General features: G+C 72.6%; 17 protein-coding genes and 1 pseudogene. 11 read left to right on the top strand and 7 right to left on the bottom strand.

The annotated features are described in order from the left end of the window. The first annotated feature begins 222 nt into the window (after window positions 1–222). Window positions 223–1,248 (top strand): adenosine deaminase, encoded by a 1,026-nt coding sequence (locus EV371_RS00945; RefSeq protein ID WP_130460359.1) that lies wholly within the window; start codon window positions 223–225, stop codon window positions 1,246–1,248. Window positions 1,249–1,717: 469 nt separating this feature from the next. On the opposite strand, the gene EV371_RS00940 is transcribed toward EV371_RS00945, so the two are convergent. From EV371_RS00940 to EV371_RS00925, 4 genes and pseudogenes are all read right to left on the bottom strand, one after another. Continuing rightward, a complete protein-coding gene (locus tag EV371_RS00940) occupies window positions 1,718–3,112 on the bottom strand; it encodes an ATP-binding protein (RefSeq protein ID WP_130465561.1) in 1,395 nt (464 codons plus the stop codon). A gap of 29 nt (window positions 3,113–3,141) precedes the next feature. Further along, window positions 3,142–3,830, bottom strand: a pseudogene (locus EV371_RS00935) (response regulator transcription factor). 101 nt (window positions 3,831–3,931) lie between these two features. Further along, the gene (locus EV371_RS00930; RefSeq protein WP_486484424.1) at window positions 3,932–6,184 is read right to left on the bottom strand and encodes a glycoside hydrolase family 3 N-terminal domain-containing protein; all 2,253 of its coding nucleotides are present in this window, start codon (window positions 6,182–6,184) and stop codon (window positions 3,932–3,934) included. Window positions 6,185–6,371: 187 nt separating this feature from the next. Further along, complete coding sequence (locus EV371_RS00925) at window positions 6,372–7,523, bottom strand: class I SAM-dependent methyltransferase (protein ID WP_486484423.1); 1,152 nt, start codon at window positions 7,521–7,523, stop codon at window positions 6,372–6,374. A gap of 119 nt (window positions 7,524–7,642) precedes the next feature. Here EV371_RS00925 and thrS point away from each other — a divergent pair, with 119 nt between their 5' ends. Both thrS and EV371_RS00915 read left to right on the top strand, forming a co-directional pair. Next, a complete protein-coding gene (gene thrS, locus EV371_RS00920; protein ID WP_130460358.1) occupies window positions 7,643–9,718 on the top strand; it encodes a threonine--tRNA ligase in 2,076 nt (691 codons plus the stop codon). 43 nt (window positions 9,719–9,761) lie between these two features. After that, a complete protein-coding gene (locus EV371_RS00915) occupies window positions 9,762–10,283 on the top strand; it encodes an HIT domain-containing protein (RefSeq protein ID WP_130465558.1) in 522 nt (173 codons plus the stop codon). A gap of 264 nt (window positions 10,284–10,547) precedes the next feature. Here the strand turns inward: EV371_RS00915 and EV371_RS00910 are convergent, their stop codons facing one another. Together EV371_RS00910 and EV371_RS00905 are read right to left on the bottom strand one after the other, a co-directional pair. Continuing rightward, window positions 10,548–11,423 (bottom strand): bifunctional DNA primase/polymerase, encoded by an 876-nt coding sequence (locus EV371_RS00910; RefSeq protein ID WP_130460357.1) that lies wholly within the window; start codon window positions 11,421–11,423, stop codon window positions 10,548–10,550. A 269-nt stretch (window positions 11,424–11,692) separates the two neighbouring features. Next, window positions 11,693–13,852 carry an elongation factor G-like protein EF-G2 gene (locus EV371_RS00905; protein WP_130460356.1) on the bottom strand — a complete coding sequence of 720 codons (2,160 nt, stop codon included), beginning with the start codon at window positions 13,850–13,852 and terminating at the stop codon, window positions 11,693–11,695. A gap of 252 nt (window positions 13,853–14,104) precedes the next feature. Between EV371_RS00905 and pgsA the strand changes: the two genes are divergently transcribed. From pgsA to EV371_RS00865, 8 genes are all read left to right on the top strand, one after another. Beyond that, window positions 14,105–14,734: a phosphatidylinositol phosphate synthase gene (gene pgsA / locus EV371_RS00900; protein WP_130460355.1), complete on the top strand. Its 630-nt coding sequence runs from the start codon at window positions 14,105–14,107 to the stop codon at window positions 14,732–14,734. Between the two features lie 39 nt (window positions 14,735–14,773). Beyond that, on the top strand, window positions 14,774–15,757 hold the full coding sequence (locus tag EV371_RS00895) for a phosphatidylinositol mannoside acyltransferase (protein WP_130460354.1): 984 nt from the start codon (window positions 14,774–14,776) through the stop codon (window positions 15,755–15,757). 12 nt (window positions 15,758–15,769) lie between these two features. Then, the gene (locus tag EV371_RS00890; RefSeq protein WP_130460353.1) at window positions 15,770–16,930 is read left to right on the top strand and encodes a glycosyltransferase; all 1,161 of its coding nucleotides are present in this window, start codon (window positions 15,770–15,772) and stop codon (window positions 16,928–16,930) included. Window positions 16,931–17,094: 164 nt separating this feature from the next. Beyond that, a complete protein-coding gene (locus tag EV371_RS00885) occupies window positions 17,095–17,598 on the top strand; it encodes a hypothetical protein (RefSeq protein WP_130460352.1) in 504 nt (167 codons plus the stop codon). A gap of 254 nt (window positions 17,599–17,852) precedes the next feature. Further along, window positions 17,853–18,731, top strand: coding sequence for a pyridoxal 5'-phosphate synthase lyase subunit PdxS (gene pdxS, locus EV371_RS00880; RefSeq protein WP_130465557.1), 879 nt, complete (start codon window positions 17,853–17,855; stop codon window positions 18,729–18,731). A 41-nt stretch (window positions 18,732–18,772) separates the two neighbouring features. After that, the gene (gene pdxT / locus EV371_RS00875; protein WP_486484895.1) at window positions 18,773–19,378 is read left to right on the top strand and encodes a pyridoxal 5'-phosphate synthase glutaminase subunit PdxT; all 606 of its coding nucleotides are present in this window, start codon (window positions 18,773–18,775) and stop codon (window positions 19,376–19,378) included. Window positions 19,379–19,549: 171 nt separating this feature from the next. Beyond that, the gene (locus EV371_RS00870) at window positions 19,550–20,299 is read left to right on the top strand and encodes a YebC/PmpR family DNA-binding transcriptional regulator (RefSeq protein ID WP_130460350.1); all 750 of its coding nucleotides are present in this window, start codon (window positions 19,550–19,552) and stop codon (window positions 20,297–20,299) included. A 41-nt stretch (window positions 20,300–20,340) separates the two neighbouring features. Next, complete coding sequence (locus EV371_RS00865) at window positions 20,341–20,640, top strand: cold-shock protein (RefSeq protein ID WP_486484422.1); 300 nt, start codon at window positions 20,341–20,343, stop codon at window positions 20,638–20,640. Between the two features lie 27 nt (window positions 20,641–20,667). Here EV371_RS00865 and EV371_RS00860 read toward each other — a convergent pair whose 3' ends face one another. Continuing rightward, window positions 20,668–21,528, bottom strand: coding sequence for a hypothetical protein (locus EV371_RS00860; RefSeq protein WP_130465556.1), 861 nt, complete (start codon window positions 21,526–21,528; stop codon window positions 20,668–20,670). Between the last annotated feature and the right edge of the window lie 250 nt (window positions 21,529–21,778).

Here is a 21,778-nt window from a genome sequence, read left to right as displayed (position 1 = left end):
GGCAGCGCGACGCCGCAATGCTAAGCAAGACGTACGTACGGTTTGAAGGAAGCCATCTGGGACCCGACCAGCGCGAGCTGCGCCGTGGGACGCCTGGGAAACTACCTACGTGCACCCGCTCCCGGCCGCCTCCGGCGCCATCCACCATCCGGTGATGAACGGTTCCCGTTCCACCGCGTCTTCTTCGTCGCCCGCACCGGCGCACGTCAGTAGGGAGTTTCCGTGACCGACCTCTCGGCGTTCATCGCCGGACTGCCCAAGGTGGAGCTGCACGTGCACCACGTCGGCTCCGCACTGCCGCGCATCGTGGCGGAGCTGGCCGCCCGGCACGAGGGCCGGACCCGGGTGCCGGCGGACCCGGAGGCGCTCGCCGGCTACTTCGAGTTCCGCGACTTCGCCCACTTCGTCGAGATCTACCTGAGCGTGGTCGACCTGATCCGCGATCCGTCCGACGTCCGGCTGCTGACCTTCGAGGTGGCCCGGGAACTCGCCCGCCAGCAGGTCCGGTACGCGGAGCTGACGGTCACGCCGTACTCGCACGTGCACCGGGGGATCCCCGCGCCGGCGTTCTGCGAGGCGATCGAGGACGCGCGGCGGGCCGCCGAGACCGAACTCGGGGTCTCGCTGCGCTGGTGCTTCGACATCCCCGGCGAGGCGGGGCTGCCGGCGGCCGAGCAGACCCTGCGGATCGCCCTCGACGAGCGGCCGGACGGGCTGATCAGCTTCGGGCTCGGCGGTCCGGAGGTGGGCGTGCCACGACCGCAGTTCAAGCCCTACTTCGACCAGGCCAGGGCGGCCGGGCTGCGCTCCGTGCCGCACGCCGGTGAGACGACCGGTGCGGGGACCATCTGGGACGCGCTGCGCGACCTGGGCGCGGAACGCATCGGGCACGGCATCTCGGCGGTGCAGGACCCGGCGCTGCTGGAACACCTGGCGCAGCGGCAGATCCCGTTGGAGGTCTGCCCGACATCCAACGTCCGGACCCGGGCGGTGCGCGCGATCGAGGAGCACCCGCTGCCCCGGCTCGTCGAGGCCGGGCTGCTGGTGACGGTCAACTCCGACGATCCGCCGATGTTCGGCACCACCCTCAACGACGAGTACGCCGTCGCCGCCCGACTGCTCGACCTCGACGCCGCCGGGCTGGCCGGGCTGGCTCGCAACGCCGTCACCGCCTCGTTCCTGGCGGCGCCGGAGCGGGACAAGCTGATCGCCGAGATCGACGCCTACCTGGCCGCACACCGGTCCTGACCCGGGCACACCGCCGAAGCTTGGGACGGCAGCCGCCGGAACTCGGGACCGAAGCCGCCGAAGCTCCGGGAGAAAGGCTGACCCGGCGCGGGGTGCTGCGGGCGGCCGCGCCGGGTCAGCGATCATGGGGCCGAGATCGACCGGTACGTCACCGCGCGCATCGCGGCGGCACGCCGGTCGGACCTCTGCCGAACTTGTCGGCGTGCGGCGGAAGCCAGGTGTGGGGGACCGTGCTTCCGCCGCACGCCAGGCTCCACGGGCCGGGTTGGGCGAAACATCTGTGGGTAGGTGACCCGGTGGAGCAGGATGGGATCGGGTTCGATGCTGCCACCGAGGCGGGACGCTCGGACGGGCGTTAATCCAGACCTAAGGAAGACTTGCACGGAACCAGAAACTCCTTTGCCGGGCCGCCCGGTCCGGCCGGGAATCCGGTCAGTCGCCGGGCCGCCCGGTCCGGCCGGGAGCCCGGTCAGTCGCCGGAGGAGCGCGGCCGGGACCAGCGGCGGCGGGTGACCGCGTCCTTCTCCCGGGCCAGCCGGCCGACCAGCCCGAACCGGCTCACCTGTCGGGGGGCCGCGTCCGGGTCGGCCAGCAGCATGACCACGCTCGCTCCGCCCAGCCGGGCCCGGTCGATGCTGACCGAGCCGTTGGCCTGCTGGGCGACCCGGCGGGCGATGTCCAGGCCGAGCCCGGTGGAGCCGCGGTCGCTGGCCCCCCGGCGCAGCGCCCGGTCCGGATCGGCGATGCCGGGCCCGGCGTCGTCCACCCGGACCGCGATGTAGCCGTCCCGGCGGCTGACGGCGACCTCGAACGCGGTGCCCTGCGGGGTGTACCGGAAGACGTTGCCGAGCACCGCGTCCAGGGCGGCGGCCAGCTCGGCCCGGGGCACCGGCACCGGGATCCGGGTGTGTGCGCCGATGACCCGGTGCGACCGGTTCTGGTCGCCGGCCAGCGCCGACCAGAAGACCATCCGGTCCCGGACCACCTCGCTGACGTCGCAGCTGCCCGGCGCGGCCTCCTGGGCGACCGTCTTCCGGGTGGTGTTGATCAGTACGTCGATCTCACCCTCCAGCGTCACGATCGCCTGCCGGATCCGGCGGATCGTCCGCCGTCGGTCCAGCTCGGCGGCGCTGAACGAGCCGACGCTGGTGTCGTCGGAGTCGAGGGCGTCGGCGTCCAGCCGCAGCACGGTCAGCGGGGTACGCAGCCGGTGCGACAGGTCGGCGACGAGTTCGCGCTCGTCGGTGCGGGAGGTGACCAGCCGGTCCGCCATCCGGTTGAAGGCGTAACCGGCCTCCGCCAGCTCGCGGGGGCCACTCGGCTGGATCCGTACGTCCAGGTCGCCGTCGCCGACGGCGAGCGCCGCCTGCACCAGGCCCCGGGCCGAGGCGACCGCCCTGGCGGCGAGCCGGTCCACCACGATCACCGAGGCGACCACCAGGCCGATCGCCACCAGGATCAGCATCAGCCAGGTGCCACCGGTGCCGGCGGTCAGCGCCGCCTCGGAGACGAAGACCTCGACCACCAGCACCCGGCCGGCGACCGGTACGGGTTCGAGCCGGACCACGCCGCCGGAGACCTCGGCGACGACCGGTGCACCGGTCTGGATCGCCCGGTCGACGTCGCCGGCGGCGGCCCGTGGCTCGCCGCCGAGCGACAGTCCGTGCACGACCGGCGGATCGCCGGTGTTGCCGGCGGTCGACTCGACGACCCGGCCCAGCGCCGCCGGGTCTGCGGTGACCGCCAGCGCGCCGGTGACCACCGCGCTGCGCCGGGCGGCCTCGCCGAGCGCGTCCTCGCGGGCGTCGCGCTGCAACGCCGTGCCGAGCGGGACCAGGAAGGCGAGCGCGACGATCGTGGTCATGCCGGCCCCGAGGTAGGCCAGCGCCAACCTCAGTCCGGTACCACCAACCGGAACCCGACCCCCGCACGGTGCGCAGGTAGCGGGGCTTCGCCGCGGACTCTCCCATTTTGCGGCGCAGCCAATACAGATGTACGTCGATGGTCTGATCCTCGCCGACCGATGGCTGCCGCCATACCTCCTCCAACAGTTCCCGGCGGGACACTACCCGGCCGGGCCGTGCCGCGAGATAGGCCAGCAGGTCGAACTCCTTGCGGGTCAGCGCCAGAGGCACCCCGTCGAGGAGTGCACTCCGTTCGCCGACGTCGATCCGCAGCCCGCCGACGGAGTGTACGGCCGGCTCGACGGCACGGCTCGCCCGGCCGACCCGGCGGAGCACGGTGGTGATCCGGGCATCCAGATGGGCGCCGGTGAACGGCTTGACCATGTAGTCGTCGGCGCCGGCCCGGAGCAGCCGGACGATCGCCTGCTCGTCGTCGCGGGCGGTGGCGATGATGATCGGTACGTCGGTGATGCCGCGCAACATCCGCAGCGCGTCGGCGCCGTCCAGGTCGGGCAGCCCGAGGTCGAGTACGACCAGGTCGGGGGTTTCCGCGGCGACCCGGCGGAGGGCATCGAGCGCCGTGCCTACCGCGTGCACCGCGTGCCCGCGGTCGGCCAGGGAGCGCAGCATGGCGCCGCGTACGACATGGTCGTCTTCGACCAGGAGGACGGTGGCCACCTGATGACCGTACTGCCCGTGGCAAGTCGGGTGAATTGATGGCGGCTGCGGCGGTCCGCCCGGATCGCCGGTCGGTCGGATCCGGGCGGACCGATGGCGGCTCAGCCGGTGCCGCAGGGCTGCCCGTTCAGGGTGAAACCGGTCGGCCGGGGGTTGCTGCCGGTGTGGCTGCCGGTGAAGCCGATCCCGACGGAGGCGCCGGGCGCGAGGCTGCCGTTCCAGCTCTCGTTGGTCGCGGTGACCGCGGTGCCGGACTGCGTCCACCGGGCCGACCAGCCCTGCACCACCCGCTGCCCCTCGGAGGGGAAGCTGAAGCCGAGGGTCCAGCCGGTCCACGCGGACGTACCGGTGTTGCGAATCGTGAGGTTTCCGGAGAATCCGCCGGACCACTCGTTGACCGCGTACGTCACCTGACAGCCGGCGCCGCCCGGCGGGCTGGTCGGCGGCGCGGTGGTCGGTGGCGGGCTGGTCGGCGGCGCGGTAGTTGGTGGTGGGGTGGTCGGCGGCGGCTGGTCGGGGTAGCCGAGTCCGAAGCCGTACCGGAAGAGCGGCGTCTTGCCGTCGCCGTCGTTGATCGGCTGCTGGCTCGCGCTGCTCATCCAGCTCACCGGCAGCCGGCCGGTGGGCGGGCGTACCCCGAACAGCACGTCGGCCACCCCGGCACCCTCGGTGCCGGGCAGCCAGGCGGCGAGCAGGGCGCGCCAGTCCGGCAACTGCCCGGCGATGTCCAGCGGCCGGCCGGAGACCAGCACCACGATCACCGGCACCCCGGAGGCGCGCAGCCGGTCCAGCGTGGCCAGGTCGGTGGCGTCCAGACCCATCCCGCTCGGCCGGTCCCCGCGCCCCTCGGCGTACGGCGTCTCGCCGATCACCGCGATCGCGGCCCGGTACGAGCTGTCGATGCCGGTACCGCTGGCCTGGTAGGTGACGGTGCTGGAGGAGGCGACCGCGTTCCGGATCCCCTGCAGGATGCTGGTGCCGGGGGTGATCGCCCCGCTGCCGCCCTGCCAGGAGACCGTCCAGCCGCCGCTGGCGTACCCGATGTTGTCGGCGCTCTTGCCGGCCACGAAGATCCGGTTGTTCGCGGTGGCCAGCGGCAGGATGCCGCCGTCGTTCTTCAGCAGCACCTGCGAGGCCGCCACCGCCTCCCGGGCCAGCGCCCGGTGTGCCGCGCTGCCCACCGTCGAGAGGTACGACCGGTCGGCCAGCGGCCGCTCGAAGAGGCCCAGCTCGACCTTCTTGGTCAGGATCCGCCGGTTGGCGTCGTCGATCCGGGCCTGGCTGACCCGGCCGGCCTGGACCTCGGCCCGGAGATGGCTGATGAACTGCCGCCAGCCGGTCGGCGCCATCACCATGTCGATGCCGGCGTTGACCGCCTGCCGGACCTCGGCCGCGGTGAACCCGGTGGCGCCGTCGAGCTGGTCGATGCCGTTCCAGTCGGAGACCACGAAGCCGTCGAAGCCGAGTTCGCCCTTGAGCAGGCCGTTGATCAGGTAGTCGTGCCCGTGCAGCTTCTGCCCGTTCCAACTGCTGTACGAGATCATCACCGAGCCGACGCCCCGGCGGACCGCCTCGGCGAACGGCGGCAGGTGCACGGCGCGCAACTCGGCCTCGGAGAGTTGGGTGTTGCCCTGGTCGGTGCCGTTCGTGGTGCCGCCGTCGCCGAGGTAGTGCTTGGCGGTGGCCAGTACCGAGGCGGGGCCGGCCAGTGCCTCGCCCTGGAGGCCGTCGATCACGGTGGTCATCGAGCTGACCAGCGCCGGGTCCTCGCCGAACGACTCGTAGGTGCGGCCCCAGCGGTCGTTGCGGGCCACGCAGAGGCAGGGGGAGAAGGTCCAGTTCACCCCGGTGCCGGCGACCTCCTCGGCGGTGGCCCGGCCGATTCGCCGGACCAGCTCGGGGTCGCGGGTCGCGCCGAGGCCGATGTTGTGCGGGAAGATCGTCGCGCCGACCACGTTGTTGTGTCCGTGCACGGCGTCCGAGCCGTAGATCAGCGGGATGCCCAGCGGGGTTCCGAGGGCGGCGTTGGCGAACCGGTCGTACATGTCCGCCCAGCTGGTGGCGTTGTTCGGGGTCGGCGCGGAGCCGCCGCCGGAGAGCACCGAACCGAGCCGGTAGCCGGTGATGTCGGCCGGGGTGACCGAGGCGCGTTCGGCCTGGGTCATCTGGCCGATCTTCTCGTCCAGGCTCATCCGGCCGAGCAGGTCGTCGACCCGGGTGGCGACCGGCAGCGCCGAGTCCTGGTAGGGCAGCGCGGCGGCGCTCACGGCCGGCGGGGCGGGCAGGCCGATGCCGAGGCCGGCCAGGGTCAGTAGGCCGGCGGTGAGCAGCGCGGCGCGGGATCGGGTACGCACGGGACGTCCTTCCGGCGGCAGGTTCCCGCACGGCCGGCGCCGCTCCCCGCCGTACGGTGACCGCAGCAATCGACGATCGTCGTTCTCGGCTCGGCCTCAACCCTAGGCAGGAGCGCTCCCACCCGCAATCCCGGGTGCAGGGAGGGGGGCCCTTCTACAACAGAAACGCGATAAGAAGGGCCCTGCCTTACCGGGCCGGCGGCAGTTGCAGCACCCAGCGGTACGCCTGGACCATCCCGGTGTCGAAGCCGGCCGCCGACCCCCAGAGGAAGAGCCGGAACCGGCGGTACAGCGGCTCGCCCCAGCGCCGCACGATCTCGTCCCGGGCGTCGTCCAGCCGGCGCGCCCACTCCCGGCAGGTCAGGTAGTAGTTGTGCCGGTCGTCGACCAGGTTGAGTAGCTCGAACGGCGAGTGCGCCACGTGCCGCAGGTACTGGTGCAGCAGCAGCGGGGCCGAACCGCCCGGGTAGACGTACCGCTTCATGAAGGTGGAGACGATGTGCTTGTGGCGCATCGCCAGCGCGTCCAGGTAGACCCGGCCGCCCGGACGGAGCAGTTCGGCGTACTTGCGCAGCGTCGTGCGGTAGTCGGGCAGGTGCTCGGTGACCCCCATGTTGACGATCGCGTCGTAGCGCTCGCCCGGGGAGTAGCCGAAGATGTGCTCCCGGACAACCCGCACCGGCAGCCGCTCGCGGTCGAACAGCTCGGTGAGGAAGCGCTCCGACTCCACCGACAGCGTCGTGGTGGTGACCCGTACCCCCTTGCGGGCGGCATGCTCGCTGAACGCCCCCCAGCCGCCGCCGACCTCCAGCACGTGGTCGCCGGGGCCGACCCCGATCGCCTCCAGGGCCAGGTCCATCTTCCGGGTCATCGCGTCTTCCAGCGGCTCGTCGTCGGAGGCGAAGACCCCCTCGGTGTAGCAGCGGTGCCGGTGGTCGAGGAAGGTGAGGAAGAAGTCCGAATCCTCGTCGTAGTGGTGCGAGATGGCCCGCCGGTCGTCCTCGCGACGGCCGCGCAGCAGCGCCGGCACGAACCGGCCGAGGAAGGCGATCGGGTGCCGGTCGGTGAAGAACGACCGCATCCGCAGCGCCGCCGCCAGGTCGCCCTCGACGTCCAGCGATCCCTGCAGGTAGGCCACGGCGACGGCGAACTGGTCGAGCGCGGCCAGCGCCTTCGCGCCCCGCTCGTCCTTGACCACGATGGTGAACTGCGGTGCCCCGGTGCCGAAGGTCCGCACCGGACCACCGGCCGGCGCCACCGCGAACGGTACGCCCGGCCCGGTGCCGAAGAAGGTCTGGTATCTACGCTGTAGTGCGCTCACGGCGTCCACGGGTGCCACGGCGTCAATCTAACGCCGAGGTAGCGGCGCCGGCAGGAGGAAAACGCAGGACCGATAACATCTGGGCGAGCCGATCCCGTCGGCCACGCCCGATTCGTCCATGATCGTGAGGAGCCACCGTGTCCCAACCCCGTACCCCCGTCGGTGCCGACCCCGTTGTCGTCCCGGCCGGGACGACGGCGGCCGAGGCGGTGGCCGCGGCGGGCCTGCCGCACGCCGGCCCCGGGGCGATCGTGGTGGTCCGCGACCCCGACGGGCAGCTGCGCGACCTGGACTGGGCGCCCGAGGTGGAGACCGTCGTCGATCCGGTACGGCTGGACTCGCCGGACGGGTTGAACGTGCTGCGCCACTCGACCGCGCACGTGCTGGCCCAGGCCGTCCAGGACACCTTCCCGGAGGCGAAGCTCGGGATCGGCCCGCCGATCGACAACGGCTTCTACTACGACTTCGACGTCGACCGCCCGTTCCAGCCGGAGGACCTCGACCGGCTGGAGAAGCGGATGCAGGAGATCGTCAAGTCCGGCCAGCGGTTCCGGCGGCGCCGCTTCGACAGCCTGGACGCGGCCCGCACCGAACTGGCCCGCGAGCCCTACAAGATCGAGCTGATCGCCCTCAAGGGCGACCGGCAGCGCAGCGAGGGCGAGGGGGCCGGGTCCGAGGGTGGCGGGACGGGCTTCGACGCCGGCGAGGTGATGGAGGTCGGCGCCGGTGACCTCACCATCTACGACAACCTGGACGCCGAGAGCGGCAAGGTCTGCTGGTCCGACCTCTGCCGGGGGCCGCACCTGCCCAGCACGCGGCTGATCGGCGCGTTCAAGCTGATGCGCTCGGCCGCCGCGTACTGGCGGGGCAACGAGCGCAACCCGCAGCTCCAGCGGGTGTACGGCACCGCCTGGCCGACCCGGGACGCGCTGAAGGCGTACCTGAAGGTGCTGGAGGAGGCGGCCCGGCGCGACCACCGCAAGCTCGGCGCCGAGCTGGACCTGTTCAGCTTCCCCGACGAGATCGGCTCCGGCCTGGCGGTCTTCCACCCCAAGGGCGGGATCATCCGCCGGGAACTGGAGGACTACTCGCGGCGCCGGCACGAGGTGGCCGGCTACGAGTTCGTCAACAGCCCGCACATCACCAAGGCGCAGCTCTTCGAGACCTCCGGCCACCTGCCGTACTACGCCGACACCATGTTCCCGCCGATGAAGTTCGAGGGCGCGGACTACTACCTCAAGGCGATGAACTGCCCGATGCACAACCTGATCTTCCGGGCGCGCGGGCGGTCGTACCGGGAGCTGCCGCTGCGGCTCTTCGAGTTCGGCACCGTCTACCGGTACGAGAAGTCAGGCGTGGTGCACGGGCTGACCCGGGTACGCGGGCTGACCCAGGACGACTCGCACATCTACTGCACCCGGGAGCAGATGCCGGGCGAGCTGACCACGCTGCTGGCGTTCGTCCTCGACCTGCTCCGCGACTACGGCCTGGACGACTTCTACCTGGAGTTGTCGACCCGGGACGACTCGCCGAAGTTCATCGGCTCGGCCGAGGACTGGGCGGAGGCGACCGAGGCGCTGCGGACCGCCGCCGAGGCGTCCGGGCTCGACCTGGTGCCGGATCCGGGCGGCGCGGCCTTCTACGGCCCGAAGATCAGCATCCAGGCCAAGGACGCGATCGGGCGTACCTGGCAGATGTCCACCATCCAGGTCGACTTCAACCAACCCGAGCGGTTCGGCCTGGAATTCCAGGCCGCTGACGGCACTCGCCAGCGGCCGGTGATGATCCACCGGGCGCTCTTCGGCTCGATCGAGCGGTTCTTCGGGGTACTGACCGAGCACTACGCCGGGGCCTTCCCCGCCTGGCTGGCCCCGGTGCAGGTGGTCGGCATCCCGATCCGGGAGGAGCACGCCACCCACCTGCACGGGTTCGTCGCCGCGCTGCGGGCCGAGGGGATCCGGGCCGAGGTGGACACCTCGGACGACCGGATGCAGAAGAAGATCCGTACCGCCCAGCAGCAGAAGATCCCGTTCATGGCGATCGCCGGGGACGCGGACGTGGAGGCGGGAGCGGTCTCGTTCCGCTACCGGGACGGGTCACAGCGCAACGGGGTACCGCTCGCCGACGCGGTGGCGCACGTCGTGGAGGTGGTCCGAGCCCGGGTCAACACCGGTCCGACCGCCGAACCGACCGGTGGGGAGGCCGGGTCGTAGGATCGTCGGCGTGACAGGCGCGGCGCCCCACGCGGAACTCGGCATGCCCGACGGGCTCGATCGGCTCTGGACCCCGCACCGGATGACCTACATCTCCGGCCCGGACAGGCCGGGGGAGGGGCACGAGAAGCCGACCGGATGCCCGTTCTGCCTGGCTCCGGAGCGGGAGGGCGAGGAGAACCTGGTGGTGCACCGGGGCGAGCGGGTCTTCGTGGTGCTCAACCTCTATCCGTACAACCCGGGGCACCTGCTGGTCTGCCCGTACCGGCACGTCGCCGACTACACCGAGCTGGACGCCGCGGAGACGGCCGAGCTGGCCGACTGCACCCAGACGGCGATGCGGGTGGTGCGGCGGGTCAGCAACGCGCACGGCTTCAACATCGGCATGAACCAGGGCGGGGTGGCCGGTGCCGGCATCGCCGCCCACCTGCACCAGCACGTGGTGCCGAGGTGGGGCGGGGACGCCAACTTCATGCCGGTGATCGCCCAGACCAAGGTGCTGCCGCAGCTGCTCGCCGACACCCGTACCCTGCTCGGCACCGCCTGGGCGAGCACGGCCGGCTGAGCGACGAGGCCGGCGGGAGACGAACGGCCGGCTGAGCGACGAAGCCGGCGGGCAAGTAGCTGGCACGCGCACTGTCGAGCTGGGTGCACAGGTGGGGCATACCCCAAACCCGGTTGTCGGGACAGCGTACGGCGGATGACGGGCATGGCTGCACGGGCGGGGCAGCTCGACAGTCTCCTCAGCAGGGTGTCGCCCTCCACGACAGTGTGTCGCCGGGTGCGGTGACCAGGCGCGCGATCTGGTCTGGCGCGGCCGGAGACGGAGCTAGGCGGCGAGGCCGTGCCGGGGCTGCCGATGACCGGTGCGCAGCCCGGACCGGATCGTCCGGGCGATCTCGGGGCGGCCGAGTCCGCTGCGGCGGGCGGCATCGGCGAGGACGACGGTGATGTCGTGGTCGTCCAGCAGATCCAGCGCGGCGAGCTGCCCGAGGTGGTACGCCGCCCGGTAGAGCGTGGTGTTGCGGGTGCCGGTCACCGCCCCGGCAACGGTGCTCGCCTCGGCGGCGAGCGCGGCGCCGGCGTACCGGTCGGGGTGCCGCAGTCGGTCGGCGCCGCCCGGGCCGGCCAGTCCCGGGCGGGGCGGCGGCGCCGGCGGGAAGAGCAGCGCGGTCAGTTCCGGCGGGCAGTCGGCGAGCGGGACCTCCGGCCGACGGATCCAGCGGTAGTCCCGGCCGCTGGCGTGCCGGGACGGCGGGGCGACGACGTAGCCGCCAGCCCCGCGCCAGTCGACGCCGGGCAGCAGTCCGGTGCGGTTGCCGGCGCCGGTCGGGCGAAGGTAGAGGTGCCAGCCGCCGGAACCGGTCCGGACCACCGGCCCGGTGATCCGGCGCCCCCGGACCACGGCACGCAGCGCGGCGACCCCGTCCGGCGGGTCGACGTCGCAGACGTCGAACCGGTCACCGGTGCGCAGTGCCAGGTTCGCCTCCGGCCAGCGGGTCCACCACCGCCGGATCACCTCCGGCCGGGCGCTCGCGTCGTGCAGGCCGTGCCGGAGCAGGCTGCGGTGCCAGCGGGGATGCTTGCCCGGGCGGTCGCAGTCGGGCCGCCGGCAGGTGCAGCCGGTCGCGGTCGGGGAGTGCAGCGGGAGCACGGGTACGCCGGCAGCGGCGTACTCCAGTGCGGCGCGCAGCAGCGGTGTCATCCCGACCTCCTCACCGGCCGGATACCCACGCTCAGGGTATTCGAACATCTGTCTGATCGACACCCTCGATCAGCGCCATCAGCTCCGGCCAGGACTCCACCCGGCGCACCGCCGGCAGGTGTGCGCGGTGGCTGCGTACCTCGTGTTCCCTCGGCCGGAACAGGTAGCGGCCGGCCCCGCCGGTCCGGGTCCGCCGAGGTGGAGCGCCTGCTTGCAGGGAAGGGCCCCCGCTTGGCGTTTTCTGCCCCAGCGGGGGCCTTCCCTACACGTCAGCGGGGGGCGTGCTCCTTGCGGATCTGGTCGGCGAGGTGCGCGGGCATCGGTTCGTAGCGGGCGAAGGAGCGCCGGAAGGTGCCGCCACCGGCGGTCATCGACCGGAGTTCGACGGCGTACCGGATCAGCTCGGTCGCCGGCACCTCCGCCCGGACCAGGGTGTGGTCGGCGCCGGCCGGATCGGGCTCGGTGCCGAGCACCCGGCCTCGCCGCCCGGACATGTCGCTCATCACCGCACCGACGTTGGCATCCGGCACCCGCACCACCACCTCGTCGACCGGCTCCAGGAGGCTGACCTGCCCCTTCTCCGCCGCGTCCCGCAGCGCCAGCGAGCCGGCGGTCTGGAAGGCGGCGTCGGACGAGTCCACGCTGTGCGCCTTGCCGTCCACCAGGGTCACCCTCAGATCCACCACCGGATAGCCGGCGACGATGCCCCGGCCCATCTGGGTGCGTACCCCCTTCTCCACCGACGGGATGTAGTTGTGCGGCACGGCGCCGCCGACCACCCGGTCGGCGAACTCGAATCCCGCGCCCCGGGGCAGCGGCTCCACCTCGATGTCGCAGACCGCGTACTGACCGTGCCCGCCGGACTGCTTCACGTGCCGGCCGTGCCCCTTCGAGGACACCGCGAAGGTCTCGCGCAGCGCCACCCGGACCGGCTCGGTCTCCAGGTCCACCCCGCCGCCACGGAGCCGGTCGAGCACCACCTCGGCGTGCGCCTCGCCCATGCACCAGAGCACCAGCTGATGGGTCTCCGGGTTGCGCTCCAGTCGCATCGTCGGGTCACCGGCGACCAGCCGGGCCAGGTTCTTGGCCAGCGCGTCCTCGTCGGCCCGGCTCTTCGCGACGATCGCCACCGGCAGCAGCGGCTCGGGCATCTCCCAGGGCTCGATCAGCAGCGGGTGTTCCCTGGCCGAGATGGTGTCACCGGTCTCCGCCGTACCCGACTTGGTGATCGCGCAGATGTCGCCGGCCACGCAGTACGGCACCTCGCGCAGCGCGGCGCCGAGCGGCGAGTAGAGGTGCGAGACGCGCTCGTCGGCGTCGTGGTCCGGGTGGCCGCGCTCGGCCATGCCGTGCCCGGAGACGTGCACCACCTGGTCGGGGCGGAGCGTGCCGGAGAAGACCCGGACCAGGGAGACCCGGCCGACGTGCCGGTCGATCGTGGTCTTGACCACCTCGGCCACCAGCGGTCCGTCGGGGTCGCAGGTCAGCGGCGGCTGCGGCGAGCCGTCGACGCCGGTGACGGTGGGCAGGTCGTGCTCCAGCGGGGTCGGGAACGCCGAGACCAGCAGCTCCAGCAGGGCGTCGACACCGAGCCCGGTCTCCGCGCAGACCGGCACCACCGGATAGAAGTGCCCCCGGGCGACGGCCTTCTCCAGGTCGTTGATCAGGAGCTGCGTCTCGATCTCCTCGCCGCCGAGGTAGCGGTCCAGCAGGGTCTCGTCCTCGCTCTCGGCGATGATGCCCTCGATCAGCTCGTTGCGGGCGTCGCCGATCGCCGGCAGGTGCTCCGGGTCCGGGTCCCGGACCGTCGCCGGCAGGCCGGCGGAGTAGTCGAAGACCCGGCGGGTGATCAGGCCCATCAGGCCGACCACGTCCACGCCCTCGTCGTCGAGCATCGGCAGGTAGAGCGGGAGTACGTTGTCGCCGAAGACCCGCTGGCAGAGCGCCACCGTCTCGTCGAGGTCGGCCCGCTGGTGGTCGAGCCGGGTGACCGCCACGGCCCGGGGCATTCCGACCGCGGCGCACTCCTGCCAGAGCGCGGCGGTCGCCCCGTCCATCCCGTCCACGGCGGAGACGACGAAGAGCGCCGCGTCCGCCGCCCGCAGCCCGGCCCTGAGCTCGCCGACGAAGTCGGCGTAGCCGGGGGTGTCCAACAGGTTGACCTTGATGCCGTTGTGCTGCAGGGGCGCGCAGGCCAGGCTGATCGAGCGCTGCTGGCGTACCGCGGCCGGGTCGTGGTCGCACACCGTGGTGCCGTCGACGACCGAACCGGGCCGCGAGATCGTGCCGGTCGCCGCGAGCAGGGCGTCGACCAGGGTCGTCTTCCCCGCTCCGGAGTGCCCGACGAGCACCACGTTGCGAACCCTGCCAGGCTCGTCCACCACCGGCGCCGGGCCGGTGACCCCTTTCTCCGAACTCTTCTGCGCCATTGGGGCGCACCTCCCTAAGCCGGTGGTTGGTGGCGACCGCCGCGCGCGACGGGGGAGCTGCCCTGGCGACTCCGCGGCGATATCCTCGGGTGGCCTGCCGTGCTGCCGGAGACGTGCCGGGTGACAGGTGATCGGCGTCACGTCCCCTGCTCCGATCTCACACCCGTACAAGTCGTGACACAAGCCTGCGGCGTGAACTATGCGCCACCGCGCGTACCGTCACCGTTCCCGGCCCGTTATGGTGGGACGGCCATGGCGAAGATCTTCCAGGTGTCGGCCCGGGCCGGCATGACCCGCGTCGTCGAACCGATCGCCCGGACCCTGCTGCGGGTCGGGGTGACGCCGAACGCCGTCACCGTGACCGGAACGCTCGGCGTGGTGGTCGGAGCGGTCGCGCTCGGGGCCCGGGGCTACCTGGTGGCCGGTGCGCTCGTGGTGACCTTCTTCGCCCTCACCGACCTGCTCGACGGCACGATGGCCCGGATGCGTGGCGGGTCGAGCCGGTTCGGCGCGTTCCTCGATTCGAGCATGGACCGGGTCTCCGACGGTGCGGTGTTCGGCGCCGTCGCGTACTGGCTGGCCACCCAGGACGACCACGTCGGGGTCGCCGCCGCGCTGATCTGCCTGGTTGTCGGTGGTCTCGTCTCGTACGTCAAGGCCCGTGCCGAGGGGCTCGGGATGACCTGCAACGTCGGGATCGCCGAGCGGACCGAGCGGCTGCTCATCGTCGGGGTCGGCGGGCTGCTGACCGGCCTCGGGCTGGACTGGGCGCTGGTCACCGCGCTCTGGCTGCTCGCCGCCGTCTCGGTCTTCACCGTCGCGCAGCGGATGACCCACGTCTACCGACAGGCGCAGCGCGCCGAGACGGGCGTGGACGCGTGACCGGGCGGGTGGCGGCGTGAGAGTGCGGCGGGCCGGCCGGTGACCCCGGTCGAGTTCGCCTATCTGGCCGGCTGGCGGGCGGTACGCGCGCTGCCCCGGCCGGCCGCGGCGGCGCTGTTCCGGGCCGCCGCCGACCAGGCGTACCGCAGGCGCGGCCCCGGGACGCTCCGGCTCGCCGGCAACCTGCGCCGGGTGGTCGGCCCCGACCTGCCGGAGTCCGGCCTCGAGGATCTGGTCCGCCGGGGCCTGCGCTCGTACGCCCGCTACTGGCTCGACGTCTTCCGGCTGCCGTCCCGCAGTCGTGAGCAGCTCCGCGACGACTTCCGGCTCGACGGCGAGGAGCTGCTCGCCGCCGACATGACGGCCGGCCGGGGCGCGGTGGTGGCGTTGCCGCACTCCGGCAACTGGGACGCCGCCGGCGCCTGGGTCGCCGCGAACGGCTGGCCGATCGCCACCGTGATGGAGCGACTCAAGCCGGAGGGGGTGTTCGAGCGTTTCGTCGGCTTCCGGCGCCGGCTCGGCATGGAGATCCTGCCGACCCACGGTGGTGCCCGGGCACCCTTCGAGGTGCTGGCCGAGCGGCTCGCCGCCGGGTACCTGGTACCGCTGCTCGCCGACCGGGACCTGTCGGCGCGCGGCGTCGAGGTGCGGTTCTTCGGCGGTCGGGCCCGGATGCCGGCCGGCCCGGCGCTGCTGGCCGTCCGGACCGGTGCCCCGCTCTACGTGGCGGCGCTCTGGTACGACCCGGCCGGTCCACGGGGCCGGCTGACCGGGCCGCTGGAGGTGCCGGCGGCGGATACCGGCCCACTCGACCAGCGGGTCCGGACGCTGACCCAGCGGATCGCCGACCACCTGGCCGAGGGCATCGCGCAGCGTCCGGAAGACTGGCACATGCTGCAACGGGTCTGGATCGACGAACCCGGCATCTCCGCCGGTACGCCTGGGTCGGCCGCCGGATCGGCGGGCCCGGCCGGGGCGGGGCCGGGCACACCGGGCGCCCCGTCGATGTCCGAGCCGGCCTGAGAGGGAGGCGCAGTGCGGATCGGCATCGTGTGTCCGTACTCCTTCGACGTCCCCGGCGGGGTGCAGAACCACGTGATCGACCTCGCCGAGGCGCTGATCGGGCTCGGCCACGAGGTGAGCGTGCTGGCACCGGCGGACGAGGACTCGCCGCTGCCGCCGTACGTGGTGTCGGCCGGCCGGTCGGTGCCGCTGCCGTACAACGGGTCGGTGGCCCGGATCAGTTTCGGCCCGGTCTCCACCGCCCGGGTCCGGCGCTGGCTGGCCCGGGGCCGCTTCGACGTGCTGCACGTGCACGAGCCGTTCACGCTCAGCCTCTCCCTGCTCGCCGTGCTCTCCGCCCGAGGGCCGGTGGTCGCCACCTTCCACACCGCGATGACCCGGTCCCGGGCGCTGGCCGCCGCCCAGGGGGTGTTGCAGTTCGCCGTGGAGCGGATCACCGCCCGGATCGCGGTGAGCGCGTTGGCCCGCAAGGTCCAGGTCGAGCATCTCGGCGGCGGGGCGGTGGAGATCCCCAACGGGGTGGCGGTGGCGAAGTTCGCCGATGCCGAGCCGCTGCCCGGGTGGCCGGGCCCGTGCGGGACGGGCGAGGGGGGCACGCTGGGCTTCCTCGGCCGGTTCACCGAGCCCCGGAAGGGCTTCGGCGTGCTCCGGGAGGCGTTCGTCGCGCTTGCCGCGCGGCGTCCGGGGCTGCGGCTGCTGGTCGCCGGCCCGGGGGACGTGGCCGAACTGCACGAGGGCGTACCGGAGGGGCTGCGGGACCGGATCACCTTCCTCGGCCGGGTCCCCGAAACGGAGAAGGCGCGGATGCTGCGCAGCGTGCACCTCTACGTCGCGCCGAACACCGGAGGCGAATCCTTCGGGATGATCTTGACCGAGGCGATGGCCGCCGGAGCGACCGTGGTGGCGAGCGATCTGGACGCCTTCCGTCGGGTGCTGGACGGGGGCCGGGCCGGTGAGCTCTTTCCCACCGGGGATTCGACGGCGCTGCGGCGTACCCTGACCGCCCTGCTCGACGACCCGGTGCGCCGGACCGAGCTGTCCGGTTGTGCCCGGGAGGTGGTCGAAACCTTCGACTGGCCGACGGTGGCCCGCCGGGTTCTGGAGGTGTACGCGACGGCGATCGAGGCAACCGACGGTCGGGTGCTGGACGAGGAGTGGATCGGGCCCGGCTGACTGGCCCCGGAACCGGTCCAGAAGGGTGCGAAAGCACACCGACCGTCCCGCGCCGCCCGTCCGGGGCCGGTGCTGCCCGACTGCGTGGTACGGGCGGTTTGGCCGGGCTGGTCCGCGGTGCGCCGGTGACGTGCCGACGAGACGGGAATGGGGGCCGCACTACGATGCCGGGCATGTGGTGGGTGGTGGGCGTCGTCGTGGCGGTGGTCCTGGTGACGGCGTACCTGGTCTGGATCGCGGCCCGGGTCGACCGGATGCACGCCCGGGTGCGGTCGGCCACCCGGGCTCTGGACGCGCACCTGCTCCGCCGGGCGGCCGCCGCCGCGGTCCTGGCAGAGGAGCGGTACGTGCTGGAGCTGTACGCGGCGTCCCGGATCGCCCTCGACGCCGAGGGTGAGGAGCGGGAGGCCGCGGAGAACGACCTCACCCGGCAGTTGCGGTCCAGCGTGCTGGATCCGGAGGAGCCGGCCGCGGCGGCGGTGATCGGTGCCAGCCGGCGGCTCGCGCTGGCCCGTCAGGTCCACACCGATCTGGTACGCGACGCGCTGTCCCTGCGGCGCCGCCCCGTCGTACGCCTGTTCCGGATGTCCCGCAAGCACGAGCTGCCGCGCTACTTCGACATCGACGACCCGACCCTGAACAGCCGCCCGGAACTGTCGGTCGGCTGACGGGTGCGATCCACGGCCGCAGAGGAGCCCGGCCGCAGGGTGAGCCCGGCCACAGGGCAGGCCACCCGGGGTCTGATTGGCTGTCGGTCCGGCGTTGCACCCCGCGTAGCATCGAGTGCGACTTCACCTACCCGAGCCGACCTCACCCGCCCGCACCACTGTCGAGGAGCGAGAACGCCGTGTCCGAATCCACCGCCCAGTCCGGTTCCGACCAGTCGACCGCGGCTGGAGAGCCGACCGTCAGCGCCACCGGAGTGGTCGGTACCGCGCGGGTCAAGCGGGGTATGGCCGAGATGCTCAAGGGTGGCGTGATCATGGACGTGGTCACCCCCGAGCAGGCCAAGATCGCCGAGGATGCCGGCGCGGTCGCGGTGATGGCGCTGGAGCGGGTACCGGCCGACATCCGGGCCCAGGGCGGCGTCTCCCGGATGAGCGACCCGGACATGATCGACGGCATCATCCAGGCGGTCTCCATCCCGGTGATGGCCAAGGCCCGGATCGGGCACTTCGTCGAGGCGCAGGTGCTCCAGGCGCTGGGCGTCGACTACGTGGACGAGTCCGAGGTGCTGACCCCGGCGGACTACGCCAACCACATCGACAAGTGGGCCTTCACCGTGCCGTTCGTCTGCGGCGCCACCAACCTGGGTGAGGCGCTGCGCCGGATCACCGAGGGAGCGGCGATGATCCGCTCCAAGGGCGAGGCCGGCACCGGCGACGTCTCCAACGCCACCACGCACATGCGGAAGATCCGTGCCGAGATCGGCCGCCTCGGCTCGCTGCCCGGCGACGAGCTGTACGTCGCCGCCAAGGAGCTGCAGGCGCCCTACGAGCTGGTCCGGGAGGTGGCCGAGACCGGGAAGCTGCCGGTGGTGCTCTTCACCGCGGGTGGCATCGCCACCCCGGCGGACGCTGCGATGATGATGCAGCTCGGCGCGGAGGGCGTCTTCGTCGGCTCCGGGATCTTCAAGTCCGGCAACCCGGCGCAGCGGGCCGCCGCAATCGTCAAGGCCACCACCTTCTACGACGACCCCGACGTGCTGGCCAAGGTGTCGCGAGGGCTCGGCGAGGCGATGGTCGGGATCAACGTGGACGACATCCCCGTGCCGCACCGGCTGGCGGAGCGGGGTTGGTGACCTCGGCTTCCGCGAGGACTCGCCGCGCGAGTGCGCCGGGGTTGGTCGTCGGGGTTCTGGCGCTACAGGGCGACGTACGAGAGCATCTGACCGCGCTGACCGCCTCGGGCGCGCAAGCGCGGCCGGTGCGCCGGCCGGAGGAGCTGGAGCAGGTCGACGGCCTGGTGGTCCCGGGCGGGGAGTCGACCACCATCAGCAAGCTCGCCGAGACCTTCGACCTGCTCGATCCGATCCGCAAGCGCGTCGACGCGGGCATGCCGGTCTACGGCTCCTGCGCCGGCATGATCATGTTGGCGACCGAGGTGCTGGACGGCCGTCCCGACCAGCGCAGCTTCGGCGGCATCGAGATGACCGTCCGGCGCAACGCCTTCGGCCGGCAGGTCGACTCCTTCGAGGCGCCGGTGGATATCGCCGGCATCCCGGGGCCGAGTTTCCACGCGGTCTTCATCCGGGCACCCTGGGTCGAGCGGGTCGCCGACGGGGTGGAGGTGCTGGGCAGGGTGAGCGGCGGCCCGGCGGCCGGGCGGATCGTCGCGGTCCGGCAGGGAAACGCCGTCGCCACCGCCTTCCACCCGGAGCTGACCGGCGACCGGCGGCTGCACCGCTGGTTCGTCGATCTCGTCCGGGAGGCAGGCGTCTCCGCCTAGCGACGGCCGGTGACCCGTCCCGCCCGGCGGCAACGACCGATCCGACCCCGTGCCACGCGTGAGTACGCCACCACCGCGTCGGTAGGATTGTCGCGGGTTCGGCGGTTCTTCGTGGAGAACATGACGCGCGGTGCAGTCGACACAGACGCCGGGTAACGATGGAGGTCAGGTATGTCCGGCCACTCTAAGTGGGCGACGACGAAGCACAAGAAGGCGGTCATCGACGCCAAGCGCGGCAAGATGTTTGCCAAGCTGATCAAGAACGTCGAGGTCGCGGCGCGTACCGGCGGTGGTGACCCGGCCGGTAACCCGACCCTCTTCGACGCCATCCAGAAGGCGAAGAAGAACTCGGTACCGAACGACAACATCGACCGCGCCGTCAAGCGCGGCTCCGGCCTGGAGGCCGGCGGGGCCGACTGGCAGACGGTGATGTACGAGGGGTACGCCCCGGGCGGCGTCGCGCTGTTGATCGAGTGCCTGACCGACAACCGCAACCGTGCCGCGACCGAGGTACGCACCGCGTTGACCCGCAACGGAGGTTCGCTGGCGGACGCGGGCTCGGTGTCGTACATGTTCTCCCGCAAGGGCGTGGTGATCGTACCGAAGGCGGGGCTCTCCGAGGACGACGTGCTGTTGGCCGTCCTCGACGCCGGGGCCGAGGAGGTCAACGACCTGGACGAGGCGTTCGAGGTGGTCTCCGAGCCCGGTGACCTGATCGCCGTACGGACCGCGTTGCAGGATGCCGGCATCGACTACGAGTCGGCCGAGTCCTCCCTGGTGCCGAGCGTCACCGTCCCGCTGGACGAAGAGGGTGCCCGCAAGGTCTTCAAGTTGATCGACGCGTTGGAGGACTCCGACGACGTGCAGAACGTCTACGGAAACTTCGACGTCTCCGACGAGGTCATGGCGGCGGTCGGCTGAGCTCGGGTGAGCCGACAACCCCCGGCGAGCCCATCGTCGGCGTGGTACGCGAGTTCGACCCCGACCGGGGGTGGGGGGTGCTCGATGCCGTCGAGGTCCCAGGCGGCTGCTGGGTGCACTTCTCCGCCGTCGTCGCCCCGGGATACCGCAGCCTGTCAGCCGGGCAGCGGGTCTTCTTCCGCGTCGAGGCGCCGGGGCAGGACGGTTACCCGTACCGGGCCACGAAGGTCTGGAGCGAAGGCTCGGTGGAGCCGCCGGACCGGGGGCCGGACGGGGACTCGTCGTCGGTGGCGTACCGCAGCACGCTCACGATCGTCAACGACGAGCCACCCCACCCCTGAGATCGCTTCGTGTGCTGTTGCTGCCCCTCAAGGGGCAGCGACAGCACACGAACCGCTGCCCGGCACGCTCGCCGCCGGGCCCTCGGCGAGGTCGGTGCAGTAGGCGACGGTGGCGTCGTCCGCCGCCACCGCCTGCTGGGCCTCCGCTTGGCGGACGCGGCGGATGATCGCGGCGGGCCCGCTCGACGCGAGCATCGCCAGCACCTCGGGCCAGCCGGCGAGCCGGAACCGGTCGACGATCCGGCTGGCGCCGTTGCTGAGCAACACCGCACCGGTCAGTTCGGAGACGGGACAGCTGCCGATGACGGCCTCGGCCGCCGCCCGGGGGTCCTCCTTGGCCACCCAGTAGCCGCCTGGCCGGTTGCGATTGGCGCGCAGCACGGCGATGCCGTCGCGGCGGACCTGTTCGTACTCGGCACTGCCCTCGACCGCCGCTGCCAGCGCGGACCGGTACGGCCGGGCCAGCGTCACCTCCCGGGGATCCGAGACGACGAGCGGGGCCCTCGCTCCGGCGGAGTCGCCGGCTCGGTCGAGGACGAGGAACGAGTCGCCGAGCACGAGGTGGTCGGCGTGGCCGTCGCGCAGGCGCAGGATCACCACGCTCGCCCACGGGCTGCGGGGATCAGCGAGATCGCAGCCGGGACCGTGGGCGTCCGCCACCTGCACGATCGCCTCGGCGAGCAGCGCCGGAACGGGCCGGTTCGTGTCGGATGACAGCAGACCGAGGAGTTCCACCCCCAACCGGCGGGCGTACCAGGCCGGGCCGTGCCGGCAGACCAGTTCGGCACCGGACACCCCACCGGCACCGTCGACCAGCACGATCGCCGTGGGAACCACGCCGACGAAGTCCTCGTTTCCGCGACCGGTGCGGGCTGCGGCAGTTGCCATCGTCACCCGCACGTCCCGCCGCCTTCCCGCCGATCCGGGCATCAACCTTAGAACCCGCGCCGACGGTGGCACACACGCCGAACCGCGAGCCGTCGTGGCCGGGCGCTCCGGCTCCGAGTCGTCGTGGCCGGGCGTACCGACCTGAGTCGTCGTGGCCGGGCGTTCCGGGGCCGGCCACCGCCGGGAGCGGGGGTCGGCGTCGGCCTGGGCCGGTGGGGTGGGCGCGGTGGTGGGTCGGTCGCCTGGACCG

This window comes from Plantactinospora sp. CNZ321 (assembly GCF_004217235.1).
Note: the sequence above shows the minus strand (reverse complement) of the source record. Positions and strands in the feature narration are given on the sequence as shown.

Bases quoted from the DNA above. Each gene is read 5' to 3' on its own strand.
- EV371_RS00870 (WP_130460350.1), top strand. From the start codon at position 19,550: ATGTCCGGCCACTCTAAGTGGGCGACGACGAAGCACAAGAAGGCGGTC.
- EV371_RS00910 (WP_130460357.1), bottom strand. From the start codon at position 11,423: ATGACACCGCTGCTGCGCGCCGCACTGGAGTACGCCGCTGCCGGCGTA.
- EV371_RS00860 (WP_130465556.1), bottom strand. From the start codon at position 21,528: ATGGCAACTGCCGCAGCCCGCACCGGTCGCGGAAACGAGGACTTCGTC.
- EV371_RS00940 (WP_130465561.1), bottom strand. From the start codon at position 3,112: ATGACCACGATCGTCGCGCTCGCCTTCCTGGTCCCGCTCGGCACGGCG.
- EV371_RS00885 (WP_130460352.1), top strand. From the start codon at position 17,095: ATGCCGGGCATGTGGTGGGTGGTGGGCGTCGTCGTGGCGGTGGTCCTG.
- EV371_RS00915 (WP_130465558.1), top strand. From the start codon at position 9,762: ATGCCCGACGGGCTCGATCGGCTCTGGACCCCGCACCGGATGACCTAC.
- EV371_RS00905 (WP_130460356.1), bottom strand. From the start codon at position 13,852: ATGGCGCAGAAGAGTTCGGAGAAAGGGGTCACCGGCCCGGCGCCGGTG.
- pgsA (WP_130460355.1), top strand. From the start codon at position 14,105: ATGGCGAAGATCTTCCAGGTGTCGGCCCGGGCCGGCATGACCCGCGTC.